Raw genomic sequence first — 18,600 nt, 5'->3', positions numbered from 1 at the left:
CCCTCCCACATTTGGATCTCTATCAAGCTTACTTTCGGGGTTTGATCCGCGCGGTCGGCTCTGCAATCAACGGATCATCCGGCCAATAGTGCTTGGGGTACCGGCCCTTCAAATCCTTCTTCACCTCGGCGTACGTACTGCGCCAGAAGTTCGCCAGATCCTGCGTTACCTGCACCGGCCGCCGCGCCGGGGACAACAGGTGCAACTTCACCACCTGACGCCCGCCCGCAATCCTTGGCGTATCCGCCAGCCCGAACAATTCCTGCAAGCGCACCGCCAGGATCGGCGGTTGTTCGCTGTAATCCAACCGCACCGATGACCCCGATGGCACCTTCACATGCTGCGGCGCCAGCTCGTCCAGGCGCTGGGGCAGCGGCCAGGGTAAGAGGTTGTGCAGGTAGCTGGAGATATCCAGGTTGGCGAAATGGCTCAGGCGCGAGACCTTGCCCAGGTAGGGCATCAGCCAGTGCTCCAGGTCGGCGAGCAAGGCGCTGTCGCTGATGTCGGGCCATTCGCTGGTTTTGCCGACGTCCAGTTGGCGCAGCAGCATGACGCGGGACTGCCATTGGCGCAGCTCAGGCGTCCACGGCAACAACTCCAGGCCTTTGCGCCGCACCAGATTGACCAGCGCCTGGCTGCGTGCGTTTTCGTCGAGACCGGTGAGAGGTTCGCGGCTGAGCACCAGTTCGCCGACTTTGCGCTGGCGCTCGGCACGCAGCACGCCTTCGCGTTCGTCCCAATCCAGCTGGTCGACGTTGCGCACTTGCTCGGCGAGTACCGAGTCGAACAGTGCCGGATCAAAATCCGCCGCCAAGTAGATGCGTTCTTCGCGCTGGCCCTGGCGGCTGCCAAGGTCGGCGATGACCAGCCAGGGTTGTTTCATCAGGCTGTCGGCTTCGGCGAACAGCGCCGCGCGGCCGTTGGCCAGGCGGTATTCGGCACCGCCGGGGCGACGTTGCTGGGCGACACGGTCCGGGTAGGCCAGCGCCAGCAACGCACCGAGCCAGCGCGGGTGATCCGGGTCGGGCACCGGTTGGGTCGCCTGGCCTCTTAAATAGCTGCGATATTGCCGCGCCAATTGCTTGGCCCGCTGCACACCGCCTTGGGTTCCGCGCGCCCGCTCTTCGCCGGACAGCAGGGCCAGACGACTGTGCAAATCCGCGCCGCCACCGCGCAAGATATCGCGCTCACCCAGCAAGGCGGCGACATCACAGGCGGTGGCCGCCAACCCCAAGTCCTGCCCGCGCAACAGCAAGTGGGCAATGCGCGGATGGGCCGGCAGCTCGGCCATTTTCTGGCCGTGGGCGGTGAGTGTGTCTTCGTTCAATGCACCGAGGCGTTGCAACAAATCCTGGGCCTGGGCATACGCGGCGGTCGGCGGCAGATCCAGCCACACCAGTTGCGTGGGAGTGACGCCCCAGCGCGCCAGCTGCAAGGCGAGGCCGGCGAGGTCGGCCGCAAGGATTTCCGCACTGCCATACGCGGCCAGCCCTTCATGCTGGTCTTCGGACCACAACCGATAACACACCCCCGGTTCCAAGCGCCCTGCCCGACCGGCGCGCTGGGTGGCGCTGGCGCGGGAGATACGCTGGGTGTCGAGGCGGGTCATGCCGCTGCCGGGGTCGAAACGCGGCACGCGCGCCAACCCGGCGTCGATCACCACGCGTACGCCGTTGATGGTCAGGCTGGTCTCGGCGATGTTGGTGGCCAGTACGACTTTGCGTTTACCAGCGGGTGCCGGGTCGATGGCGGCGCGTTGGGCATTCAGGTCCAGCTCACCATGCAGGGGGCACAACAGCACATCAGGGCGATCACCCAGCGCGTCGGCCAGTTGCTGGTGGACCCGCCGAATCTCGGCTTGCCCCGGCAGAAACACCAACACGCTGCCGGTCTCGTCATGCACGGCTTCGAGGATAGTCTGCACCACACGCGGCTCGATAAATTCACCGGCCTGGTACGGCCGGCCCCAGCGCATCTGCACCGGGAACATGCGCCCTTCACTGCGCAGAATCGGCGCGTCATCCAGCAGGCTGGCCAGGCGCTCGCCTTCAAGGGTCGCAGACATCAGCAGGATTTTCAGCGGTTGCTCGTCGCGAAACAACTCGCGGCCGTTGAGGCTCAAGGCCAGCGCCAGGTCGGCGTCGAGGCTGCGTTCGTGAAACTCGTCAAAGATCAGCAGGCCCACGCCGTCCAGCGCGGGGTCGTCCTGCAGGCGGCGCGTGAGGATGCCTTCGGTGACGACTTCGATGCGGGTGTTGGGGCCGACTTTGCTGTCGAGGCGGATGCGGTAGCCGACGGTTTCACCGACCTTTTCGCCCAGCTCGCTGGCCAGACGTTCGGCGGCGGCGCGAGCGGCCAAACGCCGGGGTTCGAGCATCAGGATGGTCTGCCCGGCCAGCCAGGGTTCATTCAATAGGGCCAAGGGCACACGGGTGGTTTTACCGGCGCCGGGTGGCGCTTCCAGCACGGCTTCATGGCGATTCGCCAAGGCGTCACGCAGGGCGGGTAAAACATCATCGATCGGCAACGAATTCATACTGGCTCCAAAGCAGAGCGGCGAGTATAACGGCGAACTGCCGGATGCCGACGATGGTCTCAATGGCAGTGCTATATAGTCCCCTATCAACCGTGTTCAGGAGAGTCTTCATGCGTATCGCTTCCCGTGTCATCGGCGGTGTCCTCGCCGTCACCCTGCTGAGCCAACTGACGGCCTGCGGTTCGATTTTCTACCCGGACCGTCGTGGCCAGATCGACGGCAAGATCGACCCGGCCATTGCCGTACTCGATGCCGTAGGCCTGTTGTTCTACGTGATCCCTGGCTTGATCGCGTTCGGCGTCGACTTCGCCACGGGCGCGATCTATTTCGAACCCGGCAAGACGGCCCAGGTCGCCCCGGAAAAACTCCAGGAAGCTATCGGCGCCGACGGCAAGGTCGACAACGCCAAGCTGCAAAGCATCATCCAGAAGGAAACCGGCCGCACCCTGCCGCTGGACGACCCACGCATGATCCAGTTCAAGGGCAGCGTGCAACAACTTGCGTCCCTGGGCCTGCAACCCGCCGCCTAAGGAACGTTTATGACCAGCAGTCCCGAACACGCCCGGCTGTTACGCCTGGCCACCCGCGCCTCGGTGGGCGTGGCCTGTGCGCTGATCGTCACAAAAGCCATCGCCTGGTGGCTCAGCGGCTCGGTGAGCATGCTCGCCGGGTTGACTGACTCACTGCTCGATGGCGTGACCTCGCTGCTGAACCTGCTGGCGGTCCATTACGCCCTGCGCCCAGCCGATGACGATCACCGTTACGGCCACGGCAAGGCGGAGTCGCTGGCGGGCATGGCCCAGGCGTTGTTTATCGGTGGCAGTGCGGTGCTGATCGCCTTGCAGGCCTACGAGCGTTTGCAGCATCCGGAACCGGTCGGCGCGCCGTGGCTGAGCATTGGGGTGATCGTGTTTTCCCTGGCGCTGACCGTGGCACTGCTGATGCTGCAACACCGAGTTGTGCGCGAAACCGGCTCCAATGCCGTGCGGGCGGACTCGTTGCACTATCGCTCGGACTTGCTGCTCAACGGCAGCATCCTCGTGGCGCTGGTGCTGGCGGGCATGGGTTTTCATCAGTTCGACGCTTGGTTCGGCCTGGGCATCGCCGCCTACATTTTGTGGAGCGCGATCCAGATCGCCAAGGAAAGCTTTGCGGTGTTGATGGACGAGGAACTGCCGCCGGACGTCAGCCAGCACATGCTGGAACTGGCGCGCGGCGTGCCGGGGGTGCTGGGTGCCCATGACTTGCGCACGCGCATCTCCGGCAACCATTGGTTTGTGCAGTTGCACCTGGAGCTGCCAGGGGAGTTGACGCTGTCAGTGGCCCACGGCATCAGCGACCAGGCCGCCGATGCCATTCACGCCGCCTACCCGCGTGCCGAAGTGCTGGTGCACGCCGACCCACGAGAAGTGGTCACGGGCGCCAAGGCCTAGTACTGCACCTGATACCCGCGACTGCTCAGGCAGTTGCCCTGGGCCTGGCGGTAGGTTTGCACCACCGCTGGGTCAGGGGCGTAGGTGGCCGCCTGCGGGTCGAAGCCGCTTTGTTGCACCGCCCAGCGATAACAGTCGTAACCGTCCTGCTGGACTTGCGCCGGTGACTGCCCGTTGGCGGGATAGGCCACCACGTCATAGCCATTGCCTTGCGGTGCTGGCTGCGGCGCCGGCACTTGCGCCGGCGGTTGCACCACCACGTATTGCTGGGTGCTTTGTTCGTAGGCGTAGTAAGCGCCAGCGGCGAGGAACAACAGCGAGCCACCGACCCAGACTTCGCGCGCATAGTCCGGCAAGTAATGCACCCGAATGCCATACGGCGGCGCCACGACTACATAGCGCGGGCCTTGAGGGCGGTACCAGTAGCCGCCGGAGAAGAAGTAATCCTGGCCACGGTACGGCACGCGGTAATTGCGGTCGGGGAAGCGGTCGACGATATAACCGGGACGATATTGCGGGCCAGGGCCCCAGCCGTTGCCATGCCCATCGGGACGGCCTGGCCAACGGTTATCGCCGGGATGGCCGTTGTTGTAACCGCCGCCGTTGTTGCCCGGACGTGAACCGGGACCACCGGCCTCCCAATGCTGGTTGCCGTCGTTACGACGCGGGATGTCACGGTAGTAACCCTGGCGTGGCTCCTGGGTCTGGCGCACGGTATCGGGGCGGCTCTGGATCGGCAGGTTATTCGCAGGCTGCGGTGCTGGCCGAGGCTGTTCGGCACCTTGCGGGCGACCTTGTCCTTGTCCGCCACCATGCTGTTGTTGCTCGGCGCGATCAAAATGCGGGTTCTGTGGACGCGGCTGATTGTTTTCCGGCCGTGGTTGATTGTTCTGAGGCTGCGGGCGCGGCTGGTTATTTTGCGGGCGCGGCTGTTCGTTACCCTGCCGACCACGCTCCGCCCCTCTTTCATGCTGGCCGCCCGCTTCAGGGCGTTGCTCTTCAGCCATCACTTGCGTGCCGACGGTGACCACCAGCAAACCAACACCTGCCATACGCCAGATGCGCTTCATGCTATTCCTCACTGCGGATTAGGGCTTGAACATGAGACTGGAAAAGCCTCGCCCGGTTCTGAGACAGGTTATCAGTCACGAGAACAATTTTCTTAAGGCAAAAGAAAAGGGGTGACCCGTCGGCCACCCCTTGAGAACTTCGTCCATGCTCAACGCTTTTGACGTTGGCTCACCTCACGCCGTCTTGTGGACAGTGTGCAGCCTGGAGGCCGGCTCAACCCTGCTGGGGTGGCGGCCGCAGCAAGCCTGATTGGGCGAGCTGCTGTGGACTGTTGTCCAGGCGGTGATTCTGTTGATAAAGATACCCGCCAGCGCCCGACAGATGATTGCGAAGATTGCGTCAATAAACAGTGCTTGCGCAATTTTTAACCCTTCATGGATAATTCGCCGCAATAGTTACGACAAAGGCCAACCCAATGAGCAAGCTTGACCGATACGACCTGAGTATTTTGGCGGAATTGCAGCGCGACGCGAGGATCTCCAACCAGGAGTTGGCCGAGCGCATCGGCTTGTCGCCGTCGCCGTGCTCGCGCCGGGTCAAGCAGTTGGAGGACGACGGCTACATCTCCCGCCAGGTCGCTCTGCTCGACCGCAAGATGCTCGGCCTGAGCCTCACCGCCTATGTACTGATCGGTATGGACCGGCATACACCGGAGCGCTTCGAGAATTTCGAAGCAGCCATCCGCACCTTGCCCCAGGTGCTGGAGTGCAGTTTGGTGACGGGGATGGATGCTGACTATCAGTTGAAAGTGGTGGTGCCGGACATGGATCACTACCAGAAGCTGCTGCTGGGCCACCTCACTCGCATTGAAGGCGTGACCAGCGTCCGGTCGAGCTTTGTGCTGAACCAGGTGCTCAACAGCACCGAATTGCCGCTGACCCACCTGCGTACTTAAGATCGGTGAAGGTCAACTGTGGGAGGGGGCTTGCTCCCGATGACGGAGTGTCAGCCACAGATTAGCTGACTGACACACCGCCATCGGGAGCAAGCCCCCTCCCACATTTGGAACGCACTTCGATCCAAGTCAATGTTGCACCTGTGACGCTGCCGTATACTTGCCGCCTGCCCCGTCGGAAGCCCCCATGAATAACATCGACCCCGCACTCTTCGAAGAATGGATGATGACCGGCCTGGTCACTGTCCTGATCATTTTCATGGGCTTTATCGTCTGGGACCTGGCGAAGAAATCCAAGGCCGGGCGCTTTGGTTCGTTCATCCTGTTTTTCGTGCTGGGCCTGGGCGTGGCCGCGTTCATCATCAAGAGCGTGGTGATCGGCCTCATCGAGTCCGGCGCTTTATAAACGCGCGGGTACTTCCTTCCATTGGCCTTGGTCCAGGCCGTCGATGGTCCAATCGCCAATACGCACCCGTACCAGACGCAAGGTCGGCAGGCCCACGGCGGCGGTCATGCGTCGTACTTGGCGGTTACGCCCCTCTCGAATCACCAGTTCAAGCCAGTAAGTCGGTAGGTTTTTGCGAAAGCGTACCGGCGGGTTGCGTGGCCATAACTCAGGCTCATCCAAACGCCGGGCCTCGGCGGGCAAGGTTTTGCCGTCGTTGAGTTCTACTCCGTCGCGCAGGCGTTGCAGTAATGCTTCGGTGGGTTCGCCTTCCACCTGCACCCAGTACGTTTTCGCCAGTTTGTGCTTGGGATCGGCAATACGCGCCTGCAACTGACCATCGTTGGTCAGCAGTAAGAGGCCTTCGCTGTCACGGTCCAGGCGGCCTGCCGGGTAAATGCCGGGGATGTCGATAAAGTCCTTGAGCGTCGCGCGCCCGCCTTCGTCGCTGAACTGCGTCAGCACATCGAAGGGTTTATTGAACAGAACCAACTTCGGCTCGGCAGGCGGCGCCTTGGCAACACGGCGCGCAGCAGAATACGGAGGTTTCGCGCCAGGGCGGCGCGAATCGGGGCGAGTAGGACGGGACATGGCAAAAGGAACATCTAACGGTCAGGACCGACAATGCTAGTGGCCTGACCGCTAAATGACCATCCCAACCGCTTAGCGGAACGGCGGCTCGTCGAAGCTGCGCAGCTTGCGCGAGTGCAGCGAGTTGAGTTCAGTGCGCAACAGGTCCACCGCCTCGATGCCAATCTTCAAGTGCTGGCTGACCGCACGTTCGTAGAACGCGTTGGCCGAACCCGGCAATTTGATCTCACTGTGCAGCGGCTTGTCCGACACACACAACAACGTGCCGTACGGTACGCGCAAGCGGTAGCCCTGGGCGGCGATGGTGCCGCTTTCCATGTCCACCGCCACGGCGCGGGACAAGTTGATCAATGGCCGTTCCTGGGCCCAGCGCAGTTCCCAGTTGCGATCGTCGTAGGTCAGCACGGTGCCGGTGCGCAGGCGCTTTTTCAGCTCTTCGCCTTTTTCGCCGGTGACGTTGGCGGCGGCTTGCTGCAAGGCCATCTGCACTTCGGCCAGGGCCGGGATTGGAATGTTCGGCGGCACCACGCGGTCGAGAATCCCGTCGCGGCGCATATAGGCGTGGGCCAGTACGTAGTCGCCAATGGTCTGGGATTGGCGCAGGCCGCCGCAGTGGCCAATCATCAGCCAGCAATGCGGACGCAGCACGGCCAGGTGGTCAGTGATGTTCTTGGCGTTGGACGGGCCGACGCCGATGTTCACCAGCGTTACGCCGTGACCATCGCTGGCCTGCAGGTGATAGGCCGGCATCTGATAGCGATGCCAGACCACGCCCGCGGCAATGGCCGATGCTTCGCCGTGGTCCATGCTCTTATCGATCACAACGTTGCCCGGCAGCACCATGCGGATAAAGCGCGGGTCGCTGCGCAGTTGCTCCAGGCCATGCAGGATGAACTGGTCGACATAACGGTGGTAGTTGGTGAGCAGGATCCAAGGCTGCACATGGCGCCAGTCGCTGCCGGTGTAATGCACCAGGCGGCGCAGGGAGAAGTCCACACGCGCTGCATCGAACAGTGCCAGGGGCAGCGGGTCGGTGTTTTCCCAGTCGTAGAGGCCGTCGGCGATGCCATCGGTGGCGGCCGACAGATCGGTGCTGGGGAACACACGGGCCAGGGTGGCCGCGGTTACGCCGGAGCCGGCCAGTTCGTCGCCCTGCTCTACCACGTACGGGTACGGAATGTTCTGCTGGCTGACGCCCACTTCCACCGTCACGGTGAAGTCGTGCATCAGCGGCACCAATTGTTCCAGCAAATACTTACGAAACGCCGCCGGATGGGTGACGGTGACGCTGTAGGTCCCTGGTAGCTGGACCTTGGCATACGCCCGGGTAGTCTGTGGGACTTCGCCGTGGCAATGGTAGGTCAGGCGCAATTCTGGATAACGAAACAACGCGCGTTGTGCGGCGTCGGGTTCGACGCGGTCCTTGAGGTATTGCTTGAGGGCTTGATTGAGCGCGCCGGTAGCCCGCTCATGCAGGGCCGCCAGCCGATCCACGGCCTCTTCGGCGGTTTGAACGACAACAAAAGCTTCGGTCACGGTAAGCATCCTGTGTTCTGACTTGCAGGCCTTTATCTTGCCTGTATCCCTGTCAGACGCAAACCTTGAATTGGAGTGCCCTCCCAAGATGGCTGCAATCCCTGTGGGAGGGGGCTTGCTCCCGATAGCGGTGGGTCAGTTTATAGATAGGCTGACGGACACTCAGCCATCGGGAGCAAGCCCCCTCCCACATTTGGACCGTGTTTATTCAGAGACATTGGGGCTTGAGCGCGCGACGATGGCCCCGACATCAACGCCACGCGGCAAGGTGCCGTAGACGCGGCCAGACGACTGGCCCAAACGGCTGGCGATAAACCCATCGCTGACCGCCCCATGACCGGCCTCCATTAATAACTTGGCCTGCAGTGCCACGGCGATGTCCTCAGTCAACTGCCGCGCGCGATACTGAATGTCCTGGGTGTCCATGAACGCCGACTTCAGTTGTTCGATGTGCCGCGCCAGCTGCTTATCACCATGCCCGTCACCGAGTTCGACAAACAGCGCTTCCAGCACGCCGGGCTCTTTGGACAGAGCGCGCAGCACGTCCAGGCACTGCACATTGCCGGAACCTTCCCACGTCGAATTTACCGGGGCCTCACGGTACAAGCGCGGCAGGATGCTGTCCTCGACATACCCCGCGCCGCCCATGCACTCGGCGGCTTCGTTGATCATCGCCGGGGCGCGCTTGCAGATCCAATATTTGCCCACCGCTGTCACCAGCCGGGCGAATTTGGCCTCCCGCTCATCACCCGGATTATCCAGGGCGCAGCCCATGCGCATGCTCAAGGCCAGCGAGGCTTCGCTTTCCAGGGCCAGGTCGGCCAGCACGTTTTGCATCAGCGGTTGCTCACTGAGTACACGGCCACCTACCAAACGATGGGCGCAATGATGACTGGCCTGGGTCAACGCCTGGCGCATCAAGGCGCTGGAGCCGACCATGCAGTCAAAGCGGGTCATGGCGACCATCTCGATGATGGTCGGCACGCCACGGCCTTCTTCGCCGATCATCCAGGCCAGGGCACCGCGAAACTCCACTTCGCTGGAGGCGTTGGAGCAGTTACCGAGCTTGTTTTTAAGGCGCTGGATATAGAACTCGTTGCGCGTGTCATCCGGGCGGTGCCGAGGCAGTAGGAAACAGGTCAGGCCCTTGTCAGTCTGAGCCAGCGTCAGGAACGCATCGCACATCGGCGCCGAGCAGAACCACTTATGCCCCACCAGCTCATAAGCTTGCCCTGGACCACCGGCCCCTACCGGATACGCGCGAGTGGTATTGGCCCGCACATCGGTGCCGCCCTGTTTTTCGGTCATGGCCATGCCGATGGTGGCGCCGGTCTTATGGGCGATACCGACATTGCGCGGGTCATATTCGGTGCTGAGGATTTTCGGCAACCACGTCTTCGCCAGGTCCGATTGCAGGCGCAGGGCAGGGACGCAGGCGAAGGTCATGGTCAGCGGGCAGCCAGTGCCGGCTTCGGCCTGACTGTGGAGATAAGTCATCGCGGCCCGCGCTACATGAGCGCCGGACTGCGGGTGTGCCCACGGCAACGACGGCAGGCCGTGTTCGACGGCAATACGCATCAGTTCGTGGTAAGCAGGATGAAATTCCACCAGGTCGATGCGATGACCATAACGGTCATGGCTGTTGAACACGGGCTTGTTCTGGTTCGCCAGGAAACCGGCCGCCATCAACGGCCCACCGGCCAGCGCGCCATAGGCATCGAGGCGCGCTTGCGCCCAGCCGGCACCAAAGCGGCGCGACCACTCTTGCAACGGCAGATCGATGCGGAAAAGGTTGGTGCCATCCAGGGATGGGGGCTGGTTAGTGACGTCGTGGGTTTCGGCGAACGGGTGCAGGTTCATGACGGGGCCTCATGGAAAAAGCCCCGTTGAGTTGAGGCCTGAATTTCAGTTAAGCACCGTCACCCGCCTTAAAAAAGTGACATACCCGCCGAATGCCCGGCGCTTTCACCCTCTTGCGGACACAGCACCCGGCGCTCCAACACGGCCCGCAAGGCCTCAAAGCGCACAGGCTTGGCGAGGCGGTCGGACACACCGATGCCATGACAGTGCTCGCGCTCAGACACATTCAGCGACGTGCTCAAGGCAATCACCGGCAACTCTGCACAGCCCGGCAGTGCACGGATCTGACAGCACAATGAGAAGCCGCCCTCAGGTATATCCAACACCACCGCGTCGAAATTGCCCCTCTGCAAGGCCGCTAATGCGCTCGGGCCGCTGTCCACGTTTTTCACTCGGTAACCGAGCTTGAGCAACATGCCGCGCACCACCAGTTGGCCGATGCTGTTGTCATCCACCAGCAGCACCGCGCAATCCTGAGGCGCGCGCTGCCGATCCGCCGCCGGTTTTGCTTCAGGCGCCACCGGGCTGACTTCCACTTCCAGTTGAAAACGACTGCCCTTGCTTGGCTCGGAATGGTGCGTGAGGCGCCCGCCCAACAGCTCGATCAATTGCCGGCAGATAGCCAGGCCGATACCCATGCCGCCGTATTCACGAGTCATGGAGCCATCGAGCTGGAAAAACCGCTGGTACAGGGTTGCCTCGTCGAGGAAGGCGAAGCCAATACCGGTGTCGGTCACAATAAAGCTCAGGCGCAAGCCACCGTCGCTGTGGGGCACGCCCACCACCCGCAGGCGCACGGCGCCTTCGTGGGTGAATTTGAATGCGTTGTCCAGCAGGCAATCCAGGCACTGGATAAGTTTATCTGCGTCGCCCACCACGCGGTCCGGCAGTTCATCGGCCACATCGATGGAAAACGCCAAGCCTTTGGCTTGGGCGCTGGCGCTGAATTGCTGGCGCAAGGTGTCGAGCACGCCGCGCAGGCTGAACACCTGAAGCTGTGCACTGAGGCGCCCGGCCTGCAGTTCGGTGAGGGTCAGAATGCCATTGACCATGCGCATCATGTCCCGCGCCGAGCCGGCGGCGGTTTGCTGGTATTGCGCGAGGTCGTCGTCCAGTGGCACGGTTTGCATCAACTCAAGGGAGCCGATCACGCCGTTCATAGGGGTGCGCAGTTCGTGGGTCAGGGTGGCGAGGAACTCATCCTTGAGCCGGTTGCTGCGGGCGAGTTGCTGGTTGAGCACTTCGAGCTTCTGGCTGGCGTCGAGCAGAATCTGCGCCTGTTGCTCACGCATGGCATTGATGCGATCAGCCAACGCCAAGGACAACAGCGCCACTTCAATCGCCGAGCCGATCTGGCTGGCGTACATCGTAAGGAACACATTGGGCAGGTAGCCCAGCACCATCAGCGTATTCACCACTCCGCCCAGCAGGAAGGCCGACCAAGCAATGATGAAATAGCGCGCCACGCGCTGCCCGCAGTACCAGGCCTTGATGGCGGCGACAAAGATAGTCACGGTAAACACCAACGCCAAGCCGGTAGCCAGGCGCAGCGCCAGGGCGTAGCTGGTCATCAGCGATAACAACATCACCACGGCACCGCAGGCCACCAACGCCAGCAGTAAGCGGTTGATCCAGCGACTGTGCTGCGCCGTATGCAGGAAGCTGCGCGCGAACAAGCTGCCAAACAACGCGGCCGCACCGATCAGGAACGGCGTCGCGGCATTCGCCCACCAGGGGTTGTTCGGCCAGAAATACTCCACTGCCGCGCCGTTGACCGACAACTGGTACATGCCGAACGAGGCGATATAGAAGATGTAATAGAGGTAGCTGGTGTCGCGCACGCTGAGGTAGATAAACAGGTTGTACACCAGCATCCCCAACAACACGCCGTAGATCAGGCCCAATACATACAAGCGCAGCGGCTGCTGTTCCAGGTAGGCGGTGCTGGACCAAAGGGTCAGCGGCGCCTGGATCGAGCCTTCGCTTTGCAGGCGCAGGTACACGGTTTTCGCCTCGCCGGGGGTGAAATCGATCTTGAACAGGTAGTTGTTCTGGCGAATCTCACGGGCGGAAAACGGCAACGCATCCCCGGTGCGCCCGGCCAGGCGATAGTTGCCGGTGCTGTCGGGCAGGTACAGGTCAAGGTGGTCCAGCGGCGGGTAGGCCAACTCCAGCAACCAAGTACGTTGGGCCTCGGGGCTGTGTGGCAGGTAATGCAGGTTGACCTTGAGCCAGAACACCGAGCGTGAATAGCCGGCATTGAGGGTGTCTTTATCGTGGGGTTTGAATTGTCGGGCGGCGGAAGGCGCGCTGACATCGGCAATCGTGAGGGCATCGGTCGGGTCTTCGAGCACTTGCATGGCTCGGCCCAGTGCCAGGCTGCGGGTGTCCTGGTTGAACTCGATGGCGTTGGCGAGCATCGGCAGCCCGCACAACAATAAGATCAGCAAATAGCGCATAGAGCCCCAGCGTGGCCTGTCCGGTTATGTCAAAAGCCCCCATTCCTTTTGAGAAGACGTACACCGGCGATACAGTTAAGTTGTTTGGATCCACTTTAGCATAGCCGCTAAAGGCCATTGGACACCATTGAAATAATTTTCCTGAAGGCTCTAGGACAAGGCTTTCAGCACACTTTTGCGAGAAGAAAAGTGCCAAAAAAGCGTCGCATCCTGGACAAAATTCAACCATCGGGCGACGGCCACGCCAAAAGCGTTTGGTGGTAAGCTCGCGCACCATGAATATCTACAGCTCTCGCCCTGTTGTCCTCTGTCTCTCCGGCCATGATCCCAGTGGTGGCGCCGGCTTGCAGGCAGATATCGAAGCCCTGCTCGCCCAAGGGTGCCATGCGGCTCCGGCCGTTACTGCCCTGACCGTGCAGAACACCGTCAATGTCAGCGACTTTCGCGTGCTCGACCGCGAGTGGGTAATGGCCCAGGCCAATGCCGTGCTCGGCGATTCCGAAGTAGCGGCGGTCAAGTTGGGCATGCTCGGTTCCACCGCAATGGTCGACACCGTGGTCGAACTGCTGCAGGCGCATCCGCACCTGCCGGTGGTGTGCGACCCGGTGCTGCGTGCCGGCGGCGGCGGGAGCCTGGGCAAGGACGAAGTGGGCTACGCCATGCGCGAGCGGCTGCTGCCGTTGTCGCTGATTGCCACACCGAACCTGCCCGAAGCGCGCATTCTCGCCGAACTGCCCGAAGGCACCGCGGACGAATGTGCCGAAAAACTGCTGCCATTTATAAAGCATCTGTTGATCACCGGCGGACATGGCGACGAGCATGAAGTGCACAACCGCCTCTACAGCCGCGACGGCACGCACCAGACCTTTACCTGCCAGCGCCTGCCCGGCAGCTATCACGGTTCGGGCTGCACCCTGGCCAGCGCACTGGCCGGGCGGATCGCTCAGGGCGAAGGTCTGGTGAGCGCGGTGCAATCGGCGCTCACCTACACCTGGCGCACCCTGCGTGACGCTGAACAGCTCGGCCAGGGCCAGTTTGTACCGCGCCGGCTGCCGCTGGATTTCTGCTCGTAACTTTCTGCTCGAACATCAAGAGGCCTGCCCGATGAAACTACGTGGCCTTTACGCCATCACCGACAGCCAACTGTTGGCCGGCAAATTCCTCGCCTATGTGGAAGCGGCGTTGGACGGTGGCGTGACCCTGTTGCAGTACCGCGACAAAAGCAGCGACGAAGCCCGGCGCCTGCGTGAAGCCGAAAAGCTGCGTGAACTGTGCTCGCGCTACAAGACCCAACTGATCATCAACGATGACGCCGAGTTGGCCGCGCGCCTGGGCGTCGGCGTGCACCTGGGCCAGACCGACGGCCCACTGACACCGGCCCGTGCGCTGCTGGGCTCCAAAGCCATCATCGGCGCCACCTGCCACAGCCAGATTGAACTGGCCGAACAGGCCGCGCGCGAAGGCGCCAGTTACGTCGCCTTCGGTCGCTTCTTCAATTCCAATACCAAGCCTGGTGCGCCTGCCGCCACCCTTGAAATGCTGGCTGAGGCCCGCAAGCGCCTGCACCTGCCGATCTGCGTGATCGGGGGCGTCACCCTGGAAAACGCCGAGCCCTTGGTGGCCCACGGTGCCGACTTACTGGCCGTGGTCCACGGCCTGTTCGGTGCCGACAGCACCCAGGAAGTCACGCGCCGCGCCCGCGCTTTCAACGCCTTAATCAAATCCTGAATTCAGAGAGCCCCCACCATGTCTCGTTCCGAAACCCTGTTTGCCAATGCCCAGAAACACATCCCCGGCGGTGTGAACTCCCCCGTGCGTGCGTTCAAGAGCGTGGGCGGCACGCCGTTGTTCTTCAAGCATGCCGAAGGTGCCTACGTCACCGACGAAGATGATAAACGCTATGTAGATTACGTCGGTTCCTGGGGCCCGATGATCCTGGGCCACAGCCACCCGGACGTGCTGGATGCAGTGCGTAAACAGCTGGAGCACGGATTGTCCTACGGCGCCCCTACCGCCATGGAAACCGAGATGGCTGACCTGGTGTGCTCAATCGTGCCGTCAATGGAAATGGTGCGCATGGTCAGCTCCGGCACCGAAGCCACCATGAGCGCGATTCGTCTGGCCCGTGGTTTCACCGGCCGCGACAGCATCATCAAGTTCGAAGGCTGCTACCACGGCCACTCCGACAGCCTGCTGGTAAAAGCCGGCTCCGGCCTTTTGACCCAAGGCGTGCCCAGCTCGGCCGGTGTGCCAGCGGCATTTGCCAAGCACACTCTGACGCTGCCGTTCAACGACATAGCCGCCGTCGAGCAGATGCTCAACGAAGTCGGCCAAGACGTGGCGTGCATCATTGTTGAGCCGGTGGCCGGCAACATGAACTGCGTACCACCTGCACCGGGTTTCCTCGAAGGCCTGCGCGAGCAGTGCGACAAGCATGGCGTGGTATTGATTTTCGATGAAGTGATGACCGGCTTCCGCGTCGCCCTTGGTGGTGCCCAGGCGCACTATGGCGTCACGCCTGACCTGAGCACCTTCGGCAAGATCATCGGCGGTGGCATGCCGGTAGGCTGCTTCGGCGGCAAACGCGAAATCATGCAGCACATCGCGCCACTGGGTCCGGTCTACCAGGCAGGCACGCTGTCGGGTAACCCGCTGGCTATGGCTGCCGGCCTGACCACGCTGCGTTTGATCAGCCGCCCGGGCTTTCACGCTAAGCTGACCGACTACACCACTCGCCTGCTGGACGGCCTGCAACAGCGCGCCGATGCGGCCGGCATCCCGTTTGTCACCACGCAGGCGGGGGGTATGTTCGGCCTGTACTTCAGCGGTGCGGACGATATCGTCACCTTTGATGACGTGATGAGCAGCGACGCCGACCTTTTCAAACGCTTCTTCCACTTGATGCTGGAAGGCGGCGTGTACCTGGCGCCGAGTGCCTTTGAAGCGGGCTTCACATCGATTGCCCATGGAGAAACCGAGTTGCAACTGACCCTGGACGCCGCTGAACGCGCATTCGCAGCCCTGAAATAAACGGTCGCAACATCTGGCGTCGCTGTGGGTGGCGCCAGATTTGCTACTTTGCTTACAGAGATTTCCTTATTTTTTCGAGAATTCACCTGCAATCCGGCAGATAACTTGCCCAAGCAGCAGAAAAACGAGTAAAGACTTTGTAAGCAGAGGCCTGCTTATTTCATAATGCGCGCTTATTGGATCCCGTGAGGGTCCGCGCGCCCCGTCAGAGGTAAGTCGATTCCCATGAAACGCACCGGCCGCACCCTGGTACTGGGCTGCCTGTTGCTCCTTCAGCCGCTGCTGGCAAATGCCCAAGCAGGCGGCAACTCGTTGTTAATCCCAGCGATGGGTCGTTGCACCCTCAATACCCAGCCAGACAGCCAGGCCGAATCCCTGAGCGCGTGCCAGAAACAGGCCGACGAAGGTGATGCGCAGGCGCAATATGAGTTGGGCGAGTACTACCACGACAGCAAAAATCCCGCCCTCGACCTCAACAAAGCCTTGAGCTACTTCGAGAAAGCCTCGTTGCAGGGTCACGCGCAGGCACAATTTCAGCTCGGCACCATGTTCTTCAAAGGCGAAGGCGTGCCGGCCAATAACGTTCAGGCGTATATCGTGCTGAAAATGGCCGCCGTCAACGGCGCCGAAGACGCGCTGGACACGGCCGACGAAGTCGCCGAGCACATGCAGCGCGATGAACTGGAAGTGGCCACCCAGGTGTTGGGCCAGATTTTCCGCAACTACCTGCAGGAACTGCAGAGTGCCGATGGGCGTTCGCCCTTCTCACCCCTGCCCTGACAGCCGTCTTACTTCTCAGGCATTGGCATCGGAAACGGCATGACATTGCTCACGCCCCGTGCCTCGCTGATCTTCGGCGTGCCCAGCCGCTCGACTTCATCGATACGCACAATTGAATGCATCGGCACAAAACTGCGCACCACGCCTTCGAACTGCGCCTTGAGCTTTTCTTCGCCCGGGTCGACGACCAACTGGGTGCGCTCGCCAAAGACGAACTCTTCCACTTCCAGGAAGCCCCACAGATCACTTTGATAGATCTGCTTGGCGTACATTTCGAACACCTGGCCCTGGTTGAGGAAAATCACCTTGTAGATTGGAGCTTCGCGTTTGGTCATGGTGGGCGGATAACACATCGGGGATATAAAAGAGGGCGCGAACTATAGCATGGCACCCGATGCACAACGCTAGGAACCAATGGGCATGCCCCCTATAATGCGCGGTTCTTTACCACCAGTTGACGATTCCCATGGCCAAGAAGCTTTATATCGAAACCCACGGTTGCCAGATGAACGAGTACGACAGCTCGCGCATGGTCGATCTGCTGGGCGAACACCAGGCCCTGGAAGTCACCGCCCGCGCCGAAGATGCCGACGTGATCCTGCTCAATACCTGCTCGATCCGCGAGCGTGCCCAGGACCGTGTGTACTCGCAGTTGGGCCGCTGGCGTGAATTGAAACTGGCCAATCCAGAGATGGTGATCGCCGTCGGCGGTTGCGTGGCCAGCCAGGAAGGCGCCGCGATCCGCGACCGCGCCCCCTATGTCGACGTGGTCTTCGGCCCGCAAACCCTGCACCGCTTGCCGGAAATGATCGACGCGGCCCGTATCACCAAGCTGCCTCAGGTAGACGTCTCGTTCCCGGAAATCGAAAAATTCGACCATTTGCCTGAACCGCGTATCGACGGGCCAAGCGCCTATGTATCGGTGATGGAAGGCTGCAGCAAGTACTGCACCTTCTGCGTGGTGCCCTACACCCGTGGCGAAGAGGTCAGCCGGCCCTTTGACGACGTGCTGGCAGAGATCATCCACCTGGCCGAAAACGGCGTGCGCGAAGTGACCCTGTTGGGCCAGAACGTCAACGGCTATCGCGGCTTGACCGAGGACGGTCGCCTGGCGGACTTGGCAGAGTTGATCCGCGTAGTGGCAGCAGTGGACGGTATCGAGCGCATCCGTTACACCACTTCGCACCCGCTGGAGTTCTCCGACAGCCTGATCCAGGCCCACGCCGACGTGCCTGAGCTGGTCAAACACCTGCACTTGCCGGTGCAGTCGGGTTCGGATCGCATCCTGTCGGCAATGAAGCGCAATCACACCGCCCTGGAATACAAATCCAAATTGCGCAAATTGCGTGCAGCAGTGCCGGGCATCTGCATCAGCTCAGACTTTATCGTCGGCTTCCCAGGCGAGACCGAAAAAGACTTCCAGCAGACCATGAAGCTGATTGAAGACGTCGGTTTCGACTTCTCCTATTCGTTCGTCTACAGCCAACGCCCCGGCACACCCGCCGCCGATCTGGTGGACGAAACCCCGGAAGCGCTGAAAAAAGAGCGCTTGAACGCGCTACAACACCGACTTAACCAGCAGGGCTTCGAGATCAGCCGACAAATGGTCGGTTCAGTCCAGCGCATCCTGGTCACCGACTACTCGAAGAAAGATCCCGGCGAATTGCAGGGCCGCACCGAGAACAATCGGATCGTCAACTTCCGTTGCGACAATCCAACCCTGATCGGCCAATTTGCCGATGTGCACATCGATGCGGCGCAACCACACTCGCTGCGCGGCTCTCTGGTGCAATAAATGTGGGAGGGGGCTTGCTCCCGATGGCGGTGAATCAGACCACTCATTTATTGCTGGCACACCGCTATCGGGGGCAAGCCCCCTCCCACATAGGAGCCGTGCAACATTCCAATGACGTAAGTGCTTTCGTACCCGCGTCACTGGCGTTATCCTCTCTTTCACCTAAACA

Annotated in this window: 16 protein-coding genes; 9 read left to right on the top strand and 7 right to left on the bottom strand. The window is 61.6% G+C overall.

All coding sequences use genetic code 11. The features are described from left to right. Positions 1-28: 28 nt before the first annotated feature. Positions 29-2,536, bottom strand: a complete 2,508-nt coding sequence (gene hrpB, locus AB4N82_RS13745) for an ATP-dependent helicase HrpB (protein WP_122765289.1) — start codon at positions 2,534-2,536, stop codon at positions 29-31. Between the two features lie 110 nt (positions 2,537-2,646). Between hrpB and AB4N82_RS13740 the strand changes: the two genes are divergently transcribed. Continuing rightward, positions 2,647-3,066 carry a hypothetical protein gene (locus AB4N82_RS13740; RefSeq protein WP_032884621.1) on the top strand — a complete coding sequence of 140 codons (420 nt, stop codon included), beginning with the start codon at positions 2,647-2,649 and terminating at the stop codon, positions 3,064-3,066. Between the two features lie 9 nt (positions 3,067-3,075). Then, positions 3,076-3,969, top strand: a complete 894-nt coding sequence (locus AB4N82_RS13735; protein ID WP_032884620.1) for a cation diffusion facilitator family transporter — start codon at positions 3,076-3,078, stop codon at positions 3,967-3,969. On the opposite strand, the gene AB4N82_RS13730 is transcribed toward AB4N82_RS13735, so the two are convergent. Then, entirely contained in the window at positions 3,966-5,039 is a 1,074-nt protein-coding gene (locus AB4N82_RS13730) for a DUF6515 family protein (RefSeq protein ID WP_095186217.1), read from the bottom strand. The genes AB4N82_RS13735 and AB4N82_RS13730 overlap by 4 nt on opposite strands. Before the next feature lie 416 nt (positions 5,040-5,455). Here AB4N82_RS13730 and AB4N82_RS13725 point away from each other — a divergent pair, with 416 nt between their 5' ends. After that, a complete protein-coding gene (locus AB4N82_RS13725) occupies positions 5,456-5,935 on the top strand; it encodes an Lrp/AsnC family transcriptional regulator (protein ID WP_003176264.1) in 480 nt (159 codons plus the stop codon). Positions 5,936-6,131: 196 nt separating this feature from the next. Next, complete coding sequence (locus tag AB4N82_RS13720) at positions 6,132-6,341, top strand: DUF2788 domain-containing protein (protein WP_032884769.1); 210 nt, start codon at positions 6,132-6,134, stop codon at positions 6,339-6,341. Here AB4N82_RS13720 and AB4N82_RS13715 read toward each other — a convergent pair. From AB4N82_RS13715 to AB4N82_RS13700, 4 genes are all read right to left on the bottom strand, one after another. After that, positions 6,336-6,971, bottom strand: a complete 636-nt coding sequence (locus AB4N82_RS13715) for a pseudouridine synthase (protein ID WP_122765288.1) — start codon at positions 6,969-6,971, stop codon at positions 6,336-6,338. The two genes, AB4N82_RS13720 and AB4N82_RS13715, sit on opposite strands and share 6 nt — an antisense overlap. 72 nt (positions 6,972-7,043) lie before the next feature. Further along, positions 7,044-8,516, bottom strand: coding sequence for an AMP nucleosidase (gene amn, locus AB4N82_RS13710; RefSeq protein ID WP_163033266.1), 1,473 nt, complete (start codon positions 8,514-8,516; stop codon positions 7,044-7,046). Positions 8,517-8,711: 195 nt separating this feature from the next. Then, the gene (locus tag AB4N82_RS13705) at positions 8,712-10,367 is read right to left on the bottom strand and encodes an acyl-CoA dehydrogenase family protein (RefSeq protein ID WP_122765287.1); all 1,656 of its coding nucleotides are present in this window, start codon (positions 10,365-10,367) and stop codon (positions 8,712-8,714) included. Positions 10,368-10,435: 68 nt separating this feature from the next. Further along, positions 10,436-12,826, bottom strand: a complete 2,391-nt coding sequence (locus AB4N82_RS13700; RefSeq protein ID WP_095186214.1) for a hybrid sensor histidine kinase/response regulator — start codon at positions 12,824-12,826, stop codon at positions 10,436-10,438. Between the two features lie 275 nt (positions 12,827-13,101). On the opposite strand from AB4N82_RS13700, the gene AB4N82_RS13695 reads away from it, so the two are divergent. The 4 genes from AB4N82_RS13695 to AB4N82_RS13680 all read left to right on the top strand — a co-directional run bounded on the left by AB4N82_RS13695 (position 13,102) and on the right by AB4N82_RS13680 (position 16,636). Then, positions 13,102-13,899 (top strand): hydroxymethylpyrimidine/phosphomethylpyrimidine kinase, encoded by a 798-nt coding sequence (locus tag AB4N82_RS13695; protein WP_122765286.1) that lies wholly within the window; start codon positions 13,102-13,104, stop codon positions 13,897-13,899. Positions 13,900-13,930: 31 nt separating this feature from the next. Continuing rightward, on the top strand, positions 13,931-14,554 hold the full coding sequence (gene thiE, locus AB4N82_RS13690) for a thiamine phosphate synthase (RefSeq protein ID WP_032884613.1): 624 nt from the start codon (positions 13,931-13,933) through the stop codon (positions 14,552-14,554). An 18-nt stretch (positions 14,555-14,572) separates the two neighbouring features. After that, entirely contained in the window at positions 14,573-15,856 is a 1,284-nt protein-coding gene (hemL, locus tag AB4N82_RS13685) for a glutamate-1-semialdehyde 2,1-aminomutase (protein ID WP_122765285.1), read from the top strand. A gap of 225 nt (positions 15,857-16,081) precedes the next feature. Further along, entirely contained in the window at positions 16,082-16,636 is a 555-nt protein-coding gene (locus AB4N82_RS13680) for a tetratricopeptide repeat protein (RefSeq protein ID WP_032884611.1), read from the top strand. Between the two features lie 8 nt (positions 16,637-16,644). Here the strand turns inward: AB4N82_RS13680 and AB4N82_RS13675 are convergent, their stop codons facing one another. Continuing rightward, positions 16,645-16,971 (bottom strand): DUF1820 family protein, encoded by a 327-nt coding sequence (locus AB4N82_RS13675; protein ID WP_003236992.1) that lies wholly within the window; start codon positions 16,969-16,971, stop codon positions 16,645-16,647. A gap of 131 nt (positions 16,972-17,102) precedes the next feature. Here AB4N82_RS13675 and miaB point away from each other — a divergent pair, with 131 nt between their 5' ends. Beyond that, positions 17,103-18,431 carry a tRNA (N6-isopentenyl adenosine(37)-C2)-methylthiotransferase MiaB gene (gene miaB / locus AB4N82_RS13670; protein WP_032884610.1) on the top strand — a complete coding sequence of 443 codons (1,329 nt, stop codon included), beginning with the start codon at positions 17,103-17,105 and terminating at the stop codon, positions 18,429-18,431. Positions 18,432-18,600 lie beyond the last annotated feature (169 nt).

It is taken from the genome of Pseudomonas sp. H1_D04 (assembly GCF_054683855.1).
This window is presented reverse-complemented; position numbering and strand designations above follow the sequence as displayed.

What these genes read in the sequence shown, in the direction of transcription:
- hrpB (WP_122765289.1), bottom strand. Translation starts at nt 2,536, where the DNA reads ATGAATTCGTTGCCGATCGATGATGTTTTACCCGCCCTGCGTGACGCC.
- AB4N82_RS13695 (WP_122765286.1), top strand. Translation starts at nt 13,102, where the DNA reads ATGAATATCTACAGCTCTCGCCCTGTTGTCCTCTGTCTCTCCGGCCAT.
- hemL (WP_122765285.1), top strand. Translation starts at nt 14,573, where the DNA reads ATGTCTCGTTCCGAAACCCTGTTTGCCAATGCCCAGAAACACATCCCC.
- amn (WP_163033266.1), bottom strand. Translation starts at nt 8,516, where the DNA reads ATGCTTACCGTGACCGAAGCTTTTGTTGTCGTTCAAACCGCCGAAGAG.
- AB4N82_RS13725 (WP_003176264.1), top strand. Translation starts at nt 5,456, where the DNA reads ATGAGCAAGCTTGACCGATACGACCTGAGTATTTTGGCGGAATTGCAG.
- AB4N82_RS13735 (WP_032884620.1), top strand. Translation starts at nt 3,076, where the DNA reads ATGACCAGCAGTCCCGAACACGCCCGGCTGTTACGCCTGGCCACCCGC.
- AB4N82_RS13730 (WP_095186217.1), bottom strand. Translation starts at nt 5,039, where the DNA reads ATGAAGCGCATCTGGCGTATGGCAGGTGTTGGTTTGCTGGTGGTCACC.
- thiE (WP_032884613.1), top strand. Translation starts at nt 13,931, where the DNA reads ATGAAACTACGTGGCCTTTACGCCATCACCGACAGCCAACTGTTGGCC.
- AB4N82_RS13740 (WP_032884621.1), top strand. Translation starts at nt 2,647, where the DNA reads ATGCGTATCGCTTCCCGTGTCATCGGCGGTGTCCTCGCCGTCACCCTG.
- AB4N82_RS13705 (WP_122765287.1), bottom strand. Translation starts at nt 10,367, where the DNA reads ATGAACCTGCACCCGTTCGCCGAAACCCACGACGTCACTAACCAGCCC.
- AB4N82_RS13700 (WP_095186214.1), bottom strand. Translation starts at nt 12,826, where the DNA reads ATGCGCTATTTGCTGATCTTATTGTTGTGCGGGCTGCCGATGCTCGCC.
- miaB (WP_032884610.1), top strand. Translation starts at nt 17,103, where the DNA reads ATGGCCAAGAAGCTTTATATCGAAACCCACGGTTGCCAGATGAACGAG.
- AB4N82_RS13675 (WP_003236992.1), bottom strand. Translation starts at nt 16,971, where the DNA reads ATGACCAAACGCGAAGCTCCAATCTACAAGGTGATTTTCCTCAACCAG.
- AB4N82_RS13715 (WP_122765288.1), bottom strand. Translation starts at nt 6,971, where the DNA reads ATGTCCCGTCCTACTCGCCCCGATTCGCGCCGCCCTGGCGCGAAACCT.
- AB4N82_RS13680 (WP_032884611.1), top strand. Translation starts at nt 16,082, where the DNA reads ATGAAACGCACCGGCCGCACCCTGGTACTGGGCTGCCTGTTGCTCCTT.